Here is a 15,514-nt window from a genome sequence, read left to right on the forward strand (position 1 = left end):
GACTCAGGACTGCGGCCGGCCGCTGCCTTGCGCGGCGGCGGCCGCATCGTCGTCACCGGCATCGAGCAGCCGGGCCGCACGGTTGCTCAACGCGGAATCCGCACGGAAATAGCCCAGCACCGTATTGACGCTGCTGTGCCCCGTCAGCGCCATGGTGTCGGGCAGGGGCACGTTCTGGCGCCCGGCCTCGGTCACAAAGCCCGAGCGCAGGGAGTGCGCTGAAAAGTCGCCCTCCACGCCCGCCAGCGCGCAGCGCTGCTTGACGATGTCGCGCACGGCGGCCGGCGACAGGGGCTCGCCCACATGGCCGCCTTTGCGGATGCGCCGGAAGATCGGCCCTTCCTGTATGGCGGCGGCACGCAGCCAATCGGCCAGCGCCTGGGCCGCGCGCCCGGTCACGGGCTTGTGGTTCTCGGGCGCATCCCGCCCGGACTGGTTGGTCTTGGAGTGCGCCAGCGTGTAGATGAATTCCTGCGGCCCCACGGCGCGCAGGTGGCGCATGTCGGCCCCGGCCACCTCCGAGCGGCGGCGCCCGCCGCTGGACCAGGCGAACAGCAGCAGGGCGCGGTCACGGCGGCCGCGCAGGCTGTCATCGCAGGTCTGCAGCAATTGCTCCAGCAAGTCGCGCGTCAGCGCATCCTTTTTGGCGGGCTGCTCGCCGCGCCGTGCATAGGCCTTGCGCGTGCGCGACATCAGCTCGCGCACCGCGCCGTCCTGGCAGGGGTTGGCCAAACCGTGCACTTGATGGGCCTTGGACAGCACCGCCATGCGGTGCACCAGCGTGTTGTGCGACAGGGGGCCTTCGCGGGCCTTGTATCCGGCCTCGACAAGGGCGCGGTCCATGTGCGCCGGCATTTCACTGGCCAGGCCCGCGCCGGTCTGTCGCTGGGCGTGGTCGATGATGAACTGCAGCACACAGGCCACATCCAGCGGCAGCTGCATCTGCCGCTCAAAGCGCAGCGCATGCCAGGCGGCCCAGTAGCGCATCGCACTCTGGTAGCTGTTTCTGGTGTTGGTGGATTCGCCCTCGCGCAGCAACTCGCGCACGGCCTGCTGGGCGGCAGGCTCCAGCCCCGCAGAGGGCAGGGTGCTGCCTTGCCTTGTGTCTTCCAGAGACTGGTCTTGGGGAGTCAGCGGAAAAGGGCCGTTGCGCATCCGTGGATTGTCGCCCGGCGCAGCAGGGCTGCCCACCGCGGAGCCTGCGGCCATGCAGGCCATGCAGGCCATGCAGGCCATGCAGGCCATGCAAATTTCAGTTTCCAAGCTTTCCAGAGGCTGCTGCGGCCTTTTGCCTGGGCAAAGCCGTGTAATGTGCGTATCCATACTGTATGAAAATTTCATATGTAATATTTAATACATGACACATATGATGTATTACACAATATTAAAATAACTCACGATAACAATCACTTATCGTTAGTAATCTGGAAAATAGTTCACGATATGCAGAAAACATCCACCCGCGGCGTGCAGGAAGCCGATGTCTGGGCCGCGGCAGACGCCTTGATCGCCCAGGGCCTGCGGCCGACCATCGAGCGCGTGCGCCAGCAAATCGGCCGAGGCTCGCCAAATACCGTCAGCCCGATGCTGGAGACCTGGTTTGCCACCCTGGGCCAGCGCCTGGGCGTGGCGGCAGGGCAGGGCGAGCTGCTGCCCTCGTCAGTACCCGATCCCGTTCAGCGCCTTGCGCAGCAGCTTTGGGACGCTGCCCAGGAAGCCGCCATGGAGGCCGCCCGCGCCGCGCTGCAATCGCGCGAGGAAGCAGCGCAGGCCACGCAGGCCGAGCTGCAGGAGCAGCAAGAGCAAATGGCGCGGCGCGAGGCGTCCATGCAGGCGCAGAAAGAGGCCATGGACCAGGCCCTGCAAGTGGCCCAGGCGCAGTCGCAGGACTTGTCGCGCCGGCTGGATGAAATGCAGCAGCAGCTGCAGGACCGCGACGAGCGCCTGGAGGAAATGCGCGATGCGCTGGCCGAAGCGGCCCGCCAACGCGAGGCGCTGCAGCAAAAGCATGGCGAGGAAATGCAGTCCGCCGCGCTGGAGCGCCAGCGCATGGCCGAGCAATACGCGGGCAATGAGCGCCACATGCTCAACGAAGTGGACCGTGCGCGCCAGGAACTGGCGGCTGCCCGCAAGACAGCCACCGAGCAGGAGCGCAAGGCAGCGACCCGCCTTGCAGAGCTGCAAGGCCGCTATGAAAAGAGTGAGGAGGAGCAGCTGGCCCTGCACTCCCAGCTGCAGACCGCCCAGAACGCGGCCACGCTGGCACAGGAGCGTGCGGCGGATCTGCGCAGCCTGCTGGAGGCACAGCAGCGATTGGCCGGCGCCGCCGTGCCCGATGCGGGCGCAGCACTGCCCTTGGGCCGGCGCGCAAGCCTGTCCGCCGCGCGCCGCTCCATGACGCGCCTCAAGGACAGGCGGGGCTAGCAGTCAGGGCTCGCGCCCCTTGGTGGCCGGGTCAGGACTGGAGCCGAAAGCCTGCCACCACGTCCGCCAGTTGCGCGGCCTGCTGCTGCAGCGACTGCGCCGCGGCCGTGGCCTCTTCGACCAGGGCCGCGTTCTGCTGGGTGGAATGGTCCATCTGGCTGACGGCCGTGCCGATCTCGGCAATGCCCGTGCTCTGTTCCTGGCTGGCGTTGCTGATCTCGGTGACGATGGCCGTCACGCGCTGCACGCTTTCCACCACCTTGCCCATGGTGGCGCCCGCGTCCCGCACCAACCGGCTGCCGGCATCGACCTGGCCCACGGAGTCGTCGATCAGCGCCTTGATCTCCTTGGCGGCGGTGGCGCTGCGCTGGGCCAGGGTGCGCACCTCGGAGGCCACCACGGCAAAGCCCCGGCCCTGTTCGCCGGCGCGGGCCGCTTCCACGGCGGCGTTCAGCGCCAGGATGTTGGTCTGGAAGGCAATGGAGTCGATCACGCCGATGATGTCGGCAATGCGGTGCGAGGACTGCTCGATGCCGCCCATGGTGCGCACCACCTGGTCCACCACGGTGCCGCCATGCGTGGCGATGTCCGAGGCGCTGCTGGCCAGCTGGCGCGCCTGGCGCGCATTCTCGGCGTTGTGCTGAACGGTGGCGGTGAGCTGCTCCATGGCGGCAGCGGTTTCCTCCAGCGAGCTGGCCTGCTGCTCGGTGCGTGCCGACAGGTCCTGGTTGCCGCTGGCGATTTCGGTGGAGGCATGGCGCACGGTCTCGGACGAGTCCCTGATGCGCACCAGCACCGAGGCGATCTTGTCGGTGAAGTGGTTGAACGCGCGTGCGATCTGCGTCAATTCGTCGTTGCCTTGCACCGACAGGCGGCGCGTGAGGTCGCCGTCACCCGAGGCGATGTCTTCCAGCGCATCGCGCACCACGGCCAGCCGGCGCGTGACGCGGGCGATGACGGCGCCCAGCAGCGCAATCGCCAGAATCAGCGAAATGGCAACGATGGCGCCTGATACCTTGAGCAGCGAACCCAGCGCGGACAGCGCCTCGTCGCGCTGCACGGCCACCACCAGTTGCCAGTCCGTGCCGGGTACGGCCTGGCCGTAGAACAGGAAGTCCTTGCCGCCGACGGCCGTGCGCATGCCGGTGTCCGCCTTGGGCAGGGCCTGGAGGGCGTCGGCACGCAACTGGGGCGAGAGCGCCGAAACGGGCTTGAGCGTGAGTGCCGGATCGGGATGGGTGACGATGGCGCCCGCCTCATCCACCAGGAAGGCAAAGCTGCCCGGCGTGGGCCTGATGGCGCCCACGGTGCGCACCACGGTGGTGAGCAGCACGTCCGCACCGACCACGGCATGGGGGTTGCCGGCGGGGCCGACCGGCTCGGCAAAGGTCACGCCCACCTCCGGTGGTGAGGCGAACAGATAGGGCGCCGTCACGACGGGGCGGCCTTCCTTGAGCGCCTGTCTGAACCAGGGACGGGCCGTCACGTCATAGTCGGCCGCCATCTCGTTGAGGAAGAACATGCGCTTGTCGGTGTAGCCGAAGTAGGCGTCCGAGAAGCCGCCGCCGTCGCGCAGCGCCTGGACCACGGCATGCGGCTCCGGCGTATCGACCGCCTGCGCCAGGGTATGGGTCAGCAGGCGCTTGGTGGCCACCCATTCGCCCAGAACCTGGGCCTGGGCGTTCACCAGCTGGCGGCTCTGGTCGTCGAGTGTGGACAGCACATGGCGCTGCACCGTGAAAAAATTGGCAATGGCCAGGGCCAGCATGGCCACTGTGACGATGGCAACGCTGAGCGCGATGAGTCGCGCACGCAGGGACTGGAACATGGGGGATCAACTAATTGCAAAAAGATGCTACATACGTTAGCAAATTTTCATGACAACAAGCATCCTTGGCACAGGTGCCCCCTGGCGGCTGAAGCCCTTGCGGGGAATTGCCCCCCTTCAGCGCTGTCAGCGCTCCCCCGCCAGCAGCCTGCCCAGGGCCTCGTAGGCAGGCAGCGAGGTCGGGTCATTGGCTGCATTGCCCGCCACCGGATGCGAGGCAAAGCGCGCAATCACCATCTGGGCCTTGGGATCGATGTAGACGGTCTGCCCATGCACGCCGCGCGCCGCGAAGGCGCCATGGGCGTTGTGCGTGACCCACCACATGTTGCGGTAGGTCCAGCCCGGCAGCAGCTTGTAGCCGGCCTTTGCAAAGGCGGCCGCGTCGCCGCCCCGGCGTATGTCGTCCACGGCCGCTGCGGGAACGATCTGCTGACCGTTGAACTGGCCCCGGTTGCGCAGCATCTCGCCAAAGCGCGCCAGGTCCCGCAGGCCCAGGTTCAGGCCGCCGCCTGCAAAGGGCGTGCCCGTGGAGTCCACCGACATGTAGGCATCCTGCTCGGCGCCCAGGCGGCTCCAGATGCGCTCGGACAGCAGATCGGCCACCGATTGGCCGCTCACGCGCGCCAGCACCCAGCCCAGCGCATCGGTGTTGGCCGTGCGGTAGCCGAAGGCCTTGCCGTGCACGCCTTCGGGCTTCACGGTCTGCAGGAATTCGTAGTAGCTGCGCGGCCCGGTGTAGTCCTTGGCCTTGGGCAGCGGGTTGCCGGCCGCTGCATGCGCCCAGACCTCGGCCTGCGGGTCCGCATAGTCTTCGCTGAAGCGTATGCCCGTGGTCATGTCCATGAGTTGGCGCACCGTGGCATTGCCGAAGGCCGAGGCCGCCAGTTCGGGCACGTACTCCGACACGCGGCGCGAGGGATCGAGCTGACCCTCGGCGGCCAGCATGGCCGCCAGCGTGCCGACAAAGGACTTGGTCACCGACATGGCGCCGTGTTGGCCTTCGGGCCTGAGCACGCCGAAGTAGCGCTCATAGACCACGCGGCCCTTGTGCAGCACCACGATGCCGTCGGTGTAGTTGGCCTTGAGCGAATCGCGCCAGGTCATGGGCTGGCTTGCCCCCAGCGGCGTGAAGCGCAACTCGTCGATGTCGTCGCGCAGCGCCTGGGCCAGCGGCGCCGCAGGCGCCAGGCCGCGCGAGACATTCACCGTGGGCATGAGCTGGCGAAAGTGCGAGACGCTCCAGCGCATGGCCGGGAACTGGAAATAGGAGCCGTCCTCGAAGCGCAGCATGCGGTCCGGCGGTGGCGGCGAGCCCACCATCCAGCCCAGCCTTGCGGGGTCGCTGGCATCGGCATCGGGATAGGAGGGGGTCTTGGCGGCGGACCCTGCCGTGGCTGTGGCCAACACGAGGCTGCCAGCCAGGGCGCCCATGAAATGTTTGAGCTGCATGGTGGCAACCATACTACGGTTGCCAGCCACGCTGGGCCTTGGCCAGGCCTTGTCCCAGGCCTTACACCGCGCCTTGCTCCCAGCCCTCCAGCACCAGCTTGCCGCGCGCCTTGCCGGACTCGATCAGCGCATGGGCGCGGCGCAGGTTGGCGGCGTTGATGGGACCCATGCGCTGGTCCAGCGTGGTGCGGATCAGGCCGGCATCGACCAGGGCCGCGACTTCGTTCAGCAAATGGTGCTGGCCGATCATGTCGTCGGTGCCGAACAGCGAGCGCGTGAACATCAGCTCCCAGTGAATGGAGACCGCCTTGCGCTTGAACAGCGTGGCGTCCAGCGAAGCCGGGTCGTCGATCAGGCCGAATTTGCCCTGCGGTGCGATGGCCTCGACGATCTGGGGCAGGTGGGCGTCGGTCTGCGTCAGGCTGACGATGTAGTCCACCGCGGGATGGCCGATGCGGCGCAACTCCTCGGCCAGCGGCAGGCTGTGGTCGATCACATGGTGGGCACCCAGTTCACGCACCCATGACCGGGTCTCGGGCCGCGAGGCCGTGCCGATCACGGTCAAGCTGGTCAGGCGGGTCGCCAGCTGGGTCAGGATGGAGCCCACGCCCCCAGCCGCGCCAATGATGAGCAGGCTTTTGCGGCTGGGCTGCTTGCCCGGCGCCACGCCCAGGCGGTCGAACAGCATCTCCCAGGCCGTGATGGCCGTCAGCGGCAGGGCGGCGGCCTCGGCAAAGTCCAGCGATTGCGGGGCATGGCCGACGATGCGTTCGTCCACCAGATGCAGTTCGCTGTTCGTGCCCTGGCGCGCAATCGATCCAGCGTACCAGACACGGTCACCGGGCTGGAACAGCGTGACCTCGGGGCCGACGGCGCGCACGATGCCGCTGGCGTCCCAGCCCAGCACCTTGTATTCGGGGCCGTCCGCGCTGCGCGAGGCGCTGCCGCGCACCTTGGTGTCCACGGGGTTGACGGACACGGCCTTGACCTCGACCAGCAGGTCGCGCCCCTGAGGCACAGGCTCGGGCAGGGTGATGTCGAGCAGGGACTCGGGATGGTCTATGGAATGGGCGTTTTGGTAACCGACGGCTTTCATGCGGGTGTCCTGCAAGGAGTGGAAAGAAGATGGCGCCATCTTGTCCTTGATAGGGATTTTGTTAAATGGCTTTTCCTTTGAACTAAGCTTCAAATAATTTTTGAAAATCAATGCCCGGCGACCTCCATGAAAAGCCTGCAGGACCTGGATATCTTCGTGCGCACCGCAGACAGCGGCAGCCTCTCGGCCACGGCACGCGCACTGGACCTGACGCCGGCGGCGGCCAGCGCCGCGCTCAAGCGGCTGGAGGCCGAGCTGGGCGTGACCCTGTTCGTTCGCTCCACGCGCAGCCTGCGGCTCACGCAGGAGGGCGAGTTGTTTCTGGAGCACTGCCGCCCCGCGCTGGCCGGCCTGCGCCAGGTGAGCGACCAGTTGGCGGGCGGCCAGGCCGCGCTGCGCGGCACGCTGCAGCTGGCCGCCCCCTCCGACCTGGGCCGCAACGTGCTCATGCCGTGGCTGGACGAATTCCAGCGCCTGCACGCGGGCGTGGACCTGCGGCTGCACCTGTCCGACCGCGTGGCCAATGTCTACAGCGAGCCCGTGGATGCGGCCTTTCGCTATGGCAAGCCGCAGGATTCCAGCCTCGTGGCCTTGCCCTTGTCGGATACGCACCGCCGCGTGCTCTGCGCCGCACCGGCCTATCTGCAGGAACGCGGCACCCCCGCAACGCCCCACGATCTGGCCGGCCATGACTGCCTGTGCTTCATGCTGGGCGAGGAAGTGCATGACCGCTGGAGTTTCTGGCCGTCAGGGCAGGGGGCGGCGCCACCGCAACCCGTCCATGTCCGCGTACGCGGCCGCAATGTGGCCAACGACGGTGACGCCGTGCGGCGCTGGGCCGTGGCAGGGCGGGGCATTGCCTACAAGTCTTACTTCGATGTGGCCGAAGACCTGGCCCAGGGCCGGCTGATCGCGCTGTGCACCGACTGGGCGACCGAGCGCGTGCCGCTCTACCTGGTCGCGCCCACGCGCAGGCAGTTCACGCCGCTGGTGCGCGCGCTGCGGGATTTTGTGGCGGTGAGGCTGGCGGAGCTGGAGGCGGCGCCGGGAACGGCGCAGCCCTGATGCATCACGATGCCTGCTGCGGCGCCAGATCCACTGGTCCGTGCACATGGTGCTCCGCGCAGACCTGCCGCGAGAGCACATGGGCCTCCACCACCTGGGCGGCATTCCCGGTCGTGAGCCGCCCATACCAGACGCCATCCGGATAGACGATGGCCAGCGGGCCATGGTTGCAGGGGTACTGGCAGCTGGTCTGCAGCAGGCGCAGCCTTGCGCGCAGTTCACTGCTGGCCTGCATGGCCTCGCCCAGGCTTTGCCAGACGGCCACGGCGCCCAGTGCCGTGCAGCGCGGCCCCGTGCAGACCAGGGCGTGGTGCTGGTGATCTGGCACCTGGGACCAGGCCTGGGGATCGTGCTGCCAGTGGTCGCCAGCGGTCTCGGCAATGTCAGGGGCCTGCAGGGCCTGGGCCATCTGCGACAGCAACAGCGCGGGCATGGCGGCAGCGCCCAGCAGATGGTCGGCAAACCGCACCTGCACGGTCTGGTCCGGCAGTTGCGAGCGCCAGCGCATGGCCAGCTTGTGCAGCCAGCGCAGCAGGGCAGGCTCGTCGGGCGAGAACAGGGGCAGCACGACGATGGAGTGGGCCGGCAGGCATTGCTGCAGCGCATCGGGCAGCGAGGGCGCGGCCTTGTCCACAAAGGCGGTGACGACCTTGCAGCCCGGCTCCAGCGTCGGGCGCAAGGCATCGGCCAGTTCGATCAGGCTTTGGCGCGAGGCGGCACCCGTGCCGCCACGGCCCAGCACGATCACGGCGTCGGGCCCGGGCGGAATGGATGTTTCAGAGGAGTTCATCGGGAATAAAGCTGATGCGCAGCCGGCCGGTGGCGGCATGGGTGTCCACCTCGGCAGCCACGCCATAGACCTGGCCGATGGTGGCCGGGGTCAGTACCTGAGCCGGTGTGCCATGGGCAACGATGCGGCCTTGTTCCATGAGATAGAGACGGTCGCAGTAGTGGGCGGCGATGTTGAGGTCGTGCAGGGCGACGATGCTGCTGATCTGCAGCCTGCGCACCAGGCCCATCAACTCCAGCTGGTGGCGTATGTCCAGGTGGTTGGTGGGCTCGTCCAGCAGCATCAGCCGCGGCTGCTGGGCCAGCGCCCGGGCCACGAGCACGCGCTGCTTCTCACCGCCGGACAGGCTGGAAAAACGCCGCTCCTCCAGCGCCAAGGCATTCACCTGGGCCAGCGCCTGCCGCATGCAGGCCAGGTCCTCGGTGCTGTCGCCCGCCCAGGGGGACTGGTGGGGAATGCGGCCCATCATCACCGCCTCGCGCACGGTGAAATCAAAGCTCTGCGGCGCCTCCTGCGCCAGGACCGAAACCTGGGCCGCGAACTCGCGCGCCGTCATGTCACGGATGTCGCGCTGGTTCAGCAGCACGCAGCCTGCGTCGGGCCGCAGCACGCGGTAGAGCATGCGCAGCAGGGTGGATTTGCCACTGCCGTTGGGTCCGATGAGCCCCAGGCATTCGCCGCTGTGCAGGGTCAGGCTGGCATGGTCCACGATGCGCCGGGCGTCGGCACGCCGGGCATCGGCGCTCCAGCAAAGGTCCTGGGCTTGCAGCTTCATGGTCCGCGCCCTCCCTGCACCGGCTGGCGCACCAGCATCCATACGAAGAAGGGGCCACCGATCAGCGAAGTGATCACGCCCACGGGCAGCTCCATGGGCGCAAAGGCAGTGCGCGCCACCAGGTCCACCAGCACCAGCAGCAGGGCACCGGCCAGCGCAGCCACCGGCAGCACGCGCCGGTGGTCCGTTCCCACCAGCATGCGCGCGGCGTGCGGCACGATCAGCCCCACAAAGCCGATGGCGCCGCTGACCGCGACCATGGTGCCCGTCAGCAGCGATACCACCAGGAACAGTGCGCGCCGCAGCCGTGCCGTGTCCACGCCCAAGGTGGCGGCGGCCTCGTCACCGGCCAGCAGGGCGTTGAGGGGGCGCGTCTGCAGCCCCAGCCAGAGCAGGCCCGCAGCCAGCACGGCGGCGGGAATGCCCAGCTCTTCCCACTGCGTGCCCGCCAGGCTGCCCAGCGTCCAGGTCAGCAGGGCGTTGGCCAGGTCGCGCTGGCCCGATGACAGGGTGATCAGGCTGGTCACGCCCGCCAGCACATAGCCGATGGCCACGCCACCCAGGATCAGCCGCGTGGCATGGATGCGGCCCTGGGAGCGCGCCAGCAGGTAGACGGCGACGGTGGCCGCCAGCGCCCCCGCAAAGGCCCCGGCCGTGAGGGCGTACATGCCTGCCGATGCCAGCGCACCGAAGGCCAGCACGGCCACGGCGCCCACCGACGCACCCGAGGACACGCCCAGCAGATAGGGATCGGCCAGCGGATTGCGCACCATGGCCTGCATGATGGTGCCCACCACGGCAAGCCCGGCGCCCACCAGGGCCGCCAGCAGCACGCGCGGCATGCGGATCAGCCAGACGATCTGCTGGTGCTGCGGCGTGATGCCCTCCAGCGGCGGCGGCTGCATGCCCAGCGCCTGCAGCAGCCGGCCCCAGGCTATGCGCCAGACCGTGCCGGCCGGCATATCCACGGGCCCCCAGGTGATGGCCAGCGTCATCACAAGCAACAAGGCCGCGAACAGCAGCAGGCACCAGGCGCGGGCGGCGCCCGGGCGCCTGGGCCAGCGGAACTCAGTTGGCCGCATGGCTGGTCGCCGGCATGCGGTCGGGGTGCAGGGCCTGGGCCAGGGCACGGGCCCGCGCGATGTTGCGCGGGCCGGGTGTGGCCTCGGCATAGGTCATCACGAAAAACCGCTTCTCCCGGATGGCATCGACGCCGGCCAGCTCGGGCCTGGCCAGCAGGAAATCGATCTTGCCCTGGGCATCGGGCTGGCCGTAGTCGATGACGACGATCCACTGCGGGTTGCGCTGCACCACGTCCTCCCAGTTGCCCGCAGGCCAGTTGCTGGGAATGTCGTCGAAGATGTTGCGCCCGCCCGCTTCCTCGATCATGGCCTGCGGCATGCCGTAGCGGCCCACGGTCACGGGGATGTCCTGGCCGCTGTCGTAGACGAAGACCGCGGGCCGCTGCCGCACGCCCTGCATGCGCGCGCGCAAGTCCCTGAGTTCGCGCTCCAGCCCTTGCGCCAGTTGCTCGGCATGTGCGTCGATACGGAAGATGCGGCCCAGGTTGCGCAGGTCGGTCAGGCCGTCCTCCAGCGCCACCTGGCTGCGCGGCCCCACGTGGATGCAGGATTCGGACAGCACGTACGAGGCAATGCCGTGGCGCTGCAGCACCTCGGGCGTGACCTGGCCCTGGCGAAAACCGTAGCTCCAGCCGCCGAAGACGAAGTCGGCCGAGGCGCCCAGGATGGCCTCCAGGTTCATCTCGCGCTCGGCCAGCCGCGGCACGCGGGCCAGCTGGGCATGGAAGGCCGGGTCGATCTGCTTGGCCTGCGTGATACCGCTGTAGCCCACCAGCCGGTCGCCCAGGCCCAGAAAGAGAAACATCTCGGTGATGTTCACGTCATGGGTCACGGCGCGCAGCGGTGCGCTGGCGTAGGTCACGGGGCTGCCGCAGACATTGACGGTCACGGCCGCCTGCGGCGCGGCTGGCGATGCCGGCCGTTCGCTGGCGGTGCCGGAATCACTGCGCGAGCAGCCGGCCAGCAGCAGGGTGGCTGCCAGGGCGCCAGCGCAGAGGCCGCGGAGGCTTTTGGAGCGCGCCATGGCCATCAGAACCGGATGTGGGCCGCGATCTCGAAGCGGCGGCCCTGGCCGACCAGGAACTGGCTGCCGTAGCTCGATCCCACATAGACCCTGTCGGCCAGGTTGCGGCCGATCAGGCTCAGCGTGGTGCGCTGGTCCATCTGCCAGCTCAGCGCGGCGTCCGCCACCGTGTAGGCGGGCAGGCTCACAGTGTTGGCGTTGTTGCCAAAGCGGTCACCCACGTAGCGCAGGCCCAGCGAGGCCTGCCAGGCTCCCACGCGGTAGTGGCCCCAAAGGTTGGCCGTGGTCTTGGCCACGTTCTGCGGACGGTTGCCGGCGCGGTTGCCGCCGGCCTCGATGAGCTTGTCGAACTGGGCATCGACATAGGAAAGATTGCCCTCCAGGCGCAGGGCGGGCGTGGCCTGGAAGGCGGCGGTGGCTTCCGCCCCGCGCGAGGACTGGCTGCCGCCCTGGATGGAGATGGCCGGGCGGTCCGGGTCGCGCGTGATGATGTTGTCTTTCTTGATGTCGAACACGGCCAGCGTCCACTCGCCGCGCCCGTTCGCCACCTGTTGCTTGATGCCGATCTCGGCCTGGCGGCCCTTGCTCAAGGCATAGGCGGTATTGGCCAGGTTCAGCGAAACCAGGCTGTTGACGGGATCGTGGCCGGAGCTGAGCTGGCCGTAGACATGGGTGTTGCGGGCCAGCTCATAGGTCAGGCCCAGGCGCCATGACGTGGCGGCCAGCGTCTTGTCGAAGTCCGTGCCGCCCACCAGGGAGTGGCTGGCAAAGCTGTAGACATCGCGGCGCAGGCCGGCCATGGCCAGCCAGCGGTTGCTGATGCGCCAGGCGTCCTCCAGGTACAGCGCGTGCTGGGTCACGCCGGTTTCTGTCTTGGCTGCCGTGGCATCGGGGCTGGCCCAGCTGCCGTGCACGGGATCCCAGGCCGAGACCGTGGACGAGCCGCCATAGGGCGAATTGTTGGACAGCCGCAGGTTGATGCGCGCGGCCTCCCAGCCCATGGCGATCTTGTGCGCCCCCCGGTCCACGTTCAGGCCCAGGCGGTTGCCGGTCTGCTCCAGGTCGTGCAGGATTTCCAGGTAGTCGGAGCGGCCCACGGTCCAGGTGGCGGGGTTGAGCGCATAGGCCTCGATGTTGCGCCAGTGACGGTCGGACTGCACGTGGTACAGCTCGTTGCGCACCGTCAGCCAGTCATTGGCCTTCCATTGCACCTTGGCGCGCAGGCGCTCGTCGGCATAGCGCAGCACGCTGTCTTCGGCGTTGTAGTTGCGGTCGCGCAGCGACTCCACCACCTTGCCGTCCAGGCCCGGCGTGCCCCAGTAGCGGCTGGGCTTTTGCACGCTGCGGTCGGCGATCAGGTCGATCTGCAGGTCCCTGGTGGGCTCCAAGCGCAGCGTACTCATGAACTTGCCGTTGCGCGACTGGTCCAGATCGCGCTCGCCTGCGCTGCGGGCGGTGTAGCTGTCGATGCGGTAGCTGGCATAGGCGCCCAGGGCGCCGGTCACGCCCAGGCCCAGGCGCAGCGTGTCGTCCGTGCCCGCGCCCAGCAGCACCTCGGCCGAGCTGGTGCGGCTGGGCTGCTTGCGGATGGCGTTGACGGTGGCGCCCATGGTGCCGCTGCCATACATCAGCGAGGCCGGCCCACGCAGCACGTCGATGCGCTCGTAGCCCCAGCTGTCACCCGGATAGGCCGTGGTGCCCGCGGCCACGCCCAGCACCATGCCGTCTTCGGCCACGCCCACGGAATTGACACCCGCAAAGCCGCGGCTGCTGAAGGACAGGCCACCGTTGCCCGGCGTGCTGCTGGACGTCAGGCCCACGGTGCGCGTGACGGCGTCCACCAGGGCGTAGTCGCCGCGCTCCTGCATCTGCTCGGCGGAGACGCCGTCCACGCTGGCCGGCACTTCCTGGTTGGAGACTCCGGTATGGCTGGCAGAGCGCGCAGGCTGGGCCAGTTGCTGGCCGATGCGTTCGGCCTGGCCGGTGACTTGGACCTCGGGCAGGGCGGTTGATGGCGGCGTTGGGGTGGGCGTTTGTGTTTGAGCCTGCGCCGGCAGGCAGATGAAGGCGCAGGCCAGGGCCAGCGGGCTCAGCCGCACGGAAAGGGACTGGGCAGCGCGAGCGCTGGAAACGCTGGAAAAGGAGGAATGCATTTCGAACATCGGTCTTCGACCGTCTGATGCGAAAGCAAGGCACTGCCGCCTCTCCAGCCAGCGTGGGAGGAAGGGGAGCAGGGCGTTGCCATCCGCACCCCGCAGACAGTCAAGAAAACGCCTGCACAGCAGGCGGGAAACGCAGCAGGCCGGTCTCCGGGCTCACAAGCGGCGCAAGGACATGCCTTGCGCCCAGCGCCCCGTCTTCCCAATCCACCCGCGAAAAGCTGCATGTTGCAGACCACGCCATGAACCAGTGACAGCCTGTCATCGCCCCTCCGCAGGGTTGCGGAGACTGGCGGGACAGGCATGGAGCGCCTTGACTTGTTTACCGTTGCGGGGGCAGCCAAGGCCTGTGCCGGCAGCGCAAAAAGCATTTGCTGGCAGTCACCTTGTTCCCGTTTCATCCCCATGGCTGGCATGCGGACACCTGTTGCACGGATGCCTTTGCAGGCGCGGCATTATAGCCAGCGGCCTGTTTGCAGAGCCTTTGGCGCCTGGGGCACGTCGTGCAACAGCAGCTCCAGACCCAGCCACTCGCCACGGTGAACGCGGCTGATGGCATGCCGCAGGTGCACGCGGTAAAAGCCTGCCGCACCGCGCACCGGGCGCGGCCCTGTGGCGATGATGGCCGCATCCCCCAGGCCCAGCGGCAGCACCATGGGGCGCGATTGCATGCGCGGGCGCTGCTCGGTCATCACGAATTCGCCGCCCTCGAAATCCTGGCCCGGCCGGGACAGCAGCAGCACCAGCTGCAGCGGAAACACCGCCGCACCTTCGCCGTATGAGCGCAGCGGGGCATGGCCCGCTTCCGGCACGCGCAGCAGATGTGGCTGTGGCTGTGGCTGGGTCTGGCCGGCTTGCCGGCCCGGACGCATGAAATCCTCGAAGCAGCCTGGCAGCTCAGGCTGCATGCCCATGTGTTCGCGCCAGCGGTTGGCCAGGGCCAGCAGATGCCCGTACAGCACCGGGCGCCATGCCTGCACGGAGGGCGGCAGGCCAGGCACGGCGGCCGCCTCGCGGGCCAAGGCGCGGCTTTCATCCGCCGTCAGCAGCTGCGGCAGCAGGGCATGGCCTTCGGCATCGAGCTCAGCGGCAATCCGCGCCCAATCCAGGCGGGCGAAGCGATCCTGGCTGTTGAGCCTATCCATTTCAGACCGTCCAACCATTCAGCCCGCCTTGCGAAATGTGAGATTGATGCGCCGCCCGCCCAGCAGCGGGTGAGGCTGGTCCTTGAGCGGCAACACGCCGTGGTGGCGCAGCCGATCCACACCGCCCCAGACCACCACGTCGCCATGCTGCAGCGGCACCCTGGCCGTGCTGTCCGCCCGCGCCAGTCCTCCAAACAGAAAAGTGGCCGGCATGCCCAGGGAGACCGAGACAATGGGCGCGCCCAGGTCGCGCTCGTCGCGGTCCTGGTGCAGGGAAAGCCGGGTGCCGGGCAGGTACTGGTTGATGAGGCAGGCATCGGGCACAAAGCCCTCGAACCCCGCCGCCGCAGCCGCCTCGCCCGCCAGCCGGACAAACAGGGCCGGCATGGCGGGCCAGGGCTGGCCGCTGACGGGGTCGATGGCGCTGTAGCGGTAGCCGCTCCTGTCGCTGGTCCAGCCCAGCGCGCCGCAGTTGGTCATGGCCACCGACATGGTGAAGCCGCCCGGCGTGACCAGATGGCGCAGCGGCGCCCGCGCCGCAATGCCTTCGACCGCCTCCAGCAACTGCACGGCCTGGGGCAGGGCATGGCCGCGCAGCACCACGGATTGCGGACCTATGGATTCGGCCCCGGCGGGATGCTCATCGGCAAAGAGATCCAGCGTGCTCATGCCGGCCA

Annotated in this window: 13 protein-coding genes and 1 riboswitch; of the genes, 2 read left to right on the forward strand and 11 right to left on the reverse strand. The window is 68.4% G+C overall.

Features of this window, described 5'->3' with window-relative positions; translation table 11 throughout:
* Nucleotides 1–3: 3 nt before the first annotated feature.
* On the reverse strand, nucleotides 4–1,155 hold the full coding sequence (locus A9976_RS05020; RefSeq protein WP_183018172.1) for a site-specific integrase: 1,152 nt from the start codon (nucleotides 1,153–1,155) through the stop codon (nucleotides 4–6).
* Nucleotides 1,156–1,443: 288 nt separating this feature from the next.
* Between A9976_RS05020 and A9976_RS05025 the strand changes: the two genes are divergently transcribed.
* Nucleotides 1,444–2,424: a DNA-binding protein gene (locus tag A9976_RS05025; RefSeq protein ID WP_183018070.1), complete on the forward strand. Its 981-nt coding sequence runs from the start codon at nucleotides 1,444–1,446 to the stop codon at nucleotides 2,422–2,424.
* A 31-nt stretch (nucleotides 2,425–2,455) separates the two neighbouring features.
* On the opposite strand, the gene A9976_RS05030 is transcribed toward A9976_RS05025, so the two are convergent.
* The 3 genes from A9976_RS05030 to A9976_RS05040 all read right to left on the reverse strand — a co-directional run bounded on the left by A9976_RS05030 (nucleotide 2,456) and on the right by A9976_RS05040 (nucleotide 6,797).
* The gene (locus A9976_RS05030; RefSeq protein ID WP_183018071.1) at nucleotides 2,456–4,252 is read right to left on the reverse strand and encodes a methyl-accepting chemotaxis protein; all 1,797 of its coding nucleotides are present in this window, start codon (nucleotides 4,250–4,252) and stop codon (nucleotides 2,456–2,458) included.
* A 126-nt stretch (nucleotides 4,253–4,378) separates the two neighbouring features.
* A complete protein-coding gene (locus A9976_RS05035; protein ID WP_183018072.1) occupies nucleotides 4,379–5,701 on the reverse strand; it encodes a serine hydrolase in 1,323 nt (440 codons plus the stop codon).
* 61 nt (nucleotides 5,702–5,762) lie between these two features.
* On the reverse strand, nucleotides 5,763–6,797 hold the full coding sequence (locus A9976_RS05040) for a zinc-binding alcohol dehydrogenase family protein (protein WP_183018073.1): 1,035 nt from the start codon (nucleotides 6,795–6,797) through the stop codon (nucleotides 5,763–5,765).
* A 126-nt stretch (nucleotides 6,798–6,923) separates the two neighbouring features.
* Between A9976_RS05040 and A9976_RS05045 the strand changes: the two genes are divergently transcribed.
* Nucleotides 6,924–7,862: a LysR family transcriptional regulator gene (locus A9976_RS05045; protein WP_183018074.1), complete on the forward strand. Its 939-nt coding sequence runs from the start codon at nucleotides 6,924–6,926 to the stop codon at nucleotides 7,860–7,862.
* A gap of 4 nt (nucleotides 7,863–7,866) precedes the next feature.
* Here the strand turns inward: A9976_RS05045 and A9976_RS05050 are convergent, their stop codons facing one another.
* The 7 genes from A9976_RS05050 to alkB form a co-directional block, all read right to left on the reverse strand.
* Nucleotides 7,867–8,652 carry a (2Fe-2S) ferredoxin domain-containing protein gene (locus tag A9976_RS05050; RefSeq protein ID WP_259649107.1) on the reverse strand — a complete coding sequence of 262 codons (786 nt, stop codon included), beginning with the start codon at nucleotides 8,650–8,652 and terminating at the stop codon, nucleotides 7,867–7,869.
* Nucleotides 8,639–9,427, reverse strand: a complete 789-nt coding sequence (locus A9976_RS05055) for an ABC transporter ATP-binding protein (RefSeq protein WP_183018076.1) — start codon at nucleotides 9,425–9,427, stop codon at nucleotides 8,639–8,641. The genes A9976_RS05050 and A9976_RS05055 overlap by 14 nt, the downstream gene beginning before the upstream one ends.
* The gene (locus A9976_RS05060) at nucleotides 9,424–10,509 is read right to left on the reverse strand and encodes an iron ABC transporter permease (RefSeq protein ID WP_183018077.1); all 1,086 of its coding nucleotides are present in this window, start codon (nucleotides 10,507–10,509) and stop codon (nucleotides 9,424–9,426) included. Before A9976_RS05060 ends, A9976_RS05055 begins: the two co-directional genes overlap by 4 nt.
* Nucleotides 10,496–11,539, reverse strand: a complete 1,044-nt coding sequence (locus tag A9976_RS05065; RefSeq protein WP_183018078.1) for an ABC transporter substrate-binding protein — start codon at nucleotides 11,537–11,539, stop codon at nucleotides 10,496–10,498. Before A9976_RS05065 ends, A9976_RS05060 begins: the two co-directional genes overlap by 14 nt.
* Nucleotides 11,539–13,695 carry a TonB-dependent receptor gene (locus A9976_RS05070; RefSeq protein WP_183018079.1) on the reverse strand — a complete coding sequence of 719 codons (2,157 nt, stop codon included), beginning with the start codon at nucleotides 13,693–13,695 and terminating at the stop codon, nucleotides 11,539–11,541. Before A9976_RS05070 ends, A9976_RS05065 begins: the two co-directional genes overlap by 1 nt.
* A 120-nt stretch (nucleotides 13,696–13,815) precedes the next feature.
* Nucleotides 13,816–14,135, reverse strand: a riboswitch (cobalamin riboswitch).
* Nucleotides 14,136–14,147: 12 nt separating this feature from the next.
* Nucleotides 14,148–14,837 (reverse strand): 2OG-Fe(II) oxygenase, encoded by a 690-nt coding sequence (locus tag A9976_RS05075; RefSeq protein WP_183018080.1) that lies wholly within the window; start codon nucleotides 14,835–14,837, stop codon nucleotides 14,148–14,150.
* Between the two features lie 18 nt (nucleotides 14,838–14,855).
* Complete coding sequence (gene alkB / locus A9976_RS05080) at nucleotides 14,856–15,506, reverse strand: DNA oxidative demethylase AlkB (protein WP_183018081.1); 651 nt, start codon at nucleotides 15,504–15,506, stop codon at nucleotides 14,856–14,858.
* Nucleotides 15,507–15,514: the final 8 nt, after the last annotated feature.

Origin of the sequence: Delftia sp. UME58, from assembly GCF_014170385.1 — a bacterium.
GTDB lineage: Bacteria > Pseudomonadota > Gammaproteobacteria > Burkholderiales > Burkholderiaceae_C > Comamonas > Comamonas acidovorans.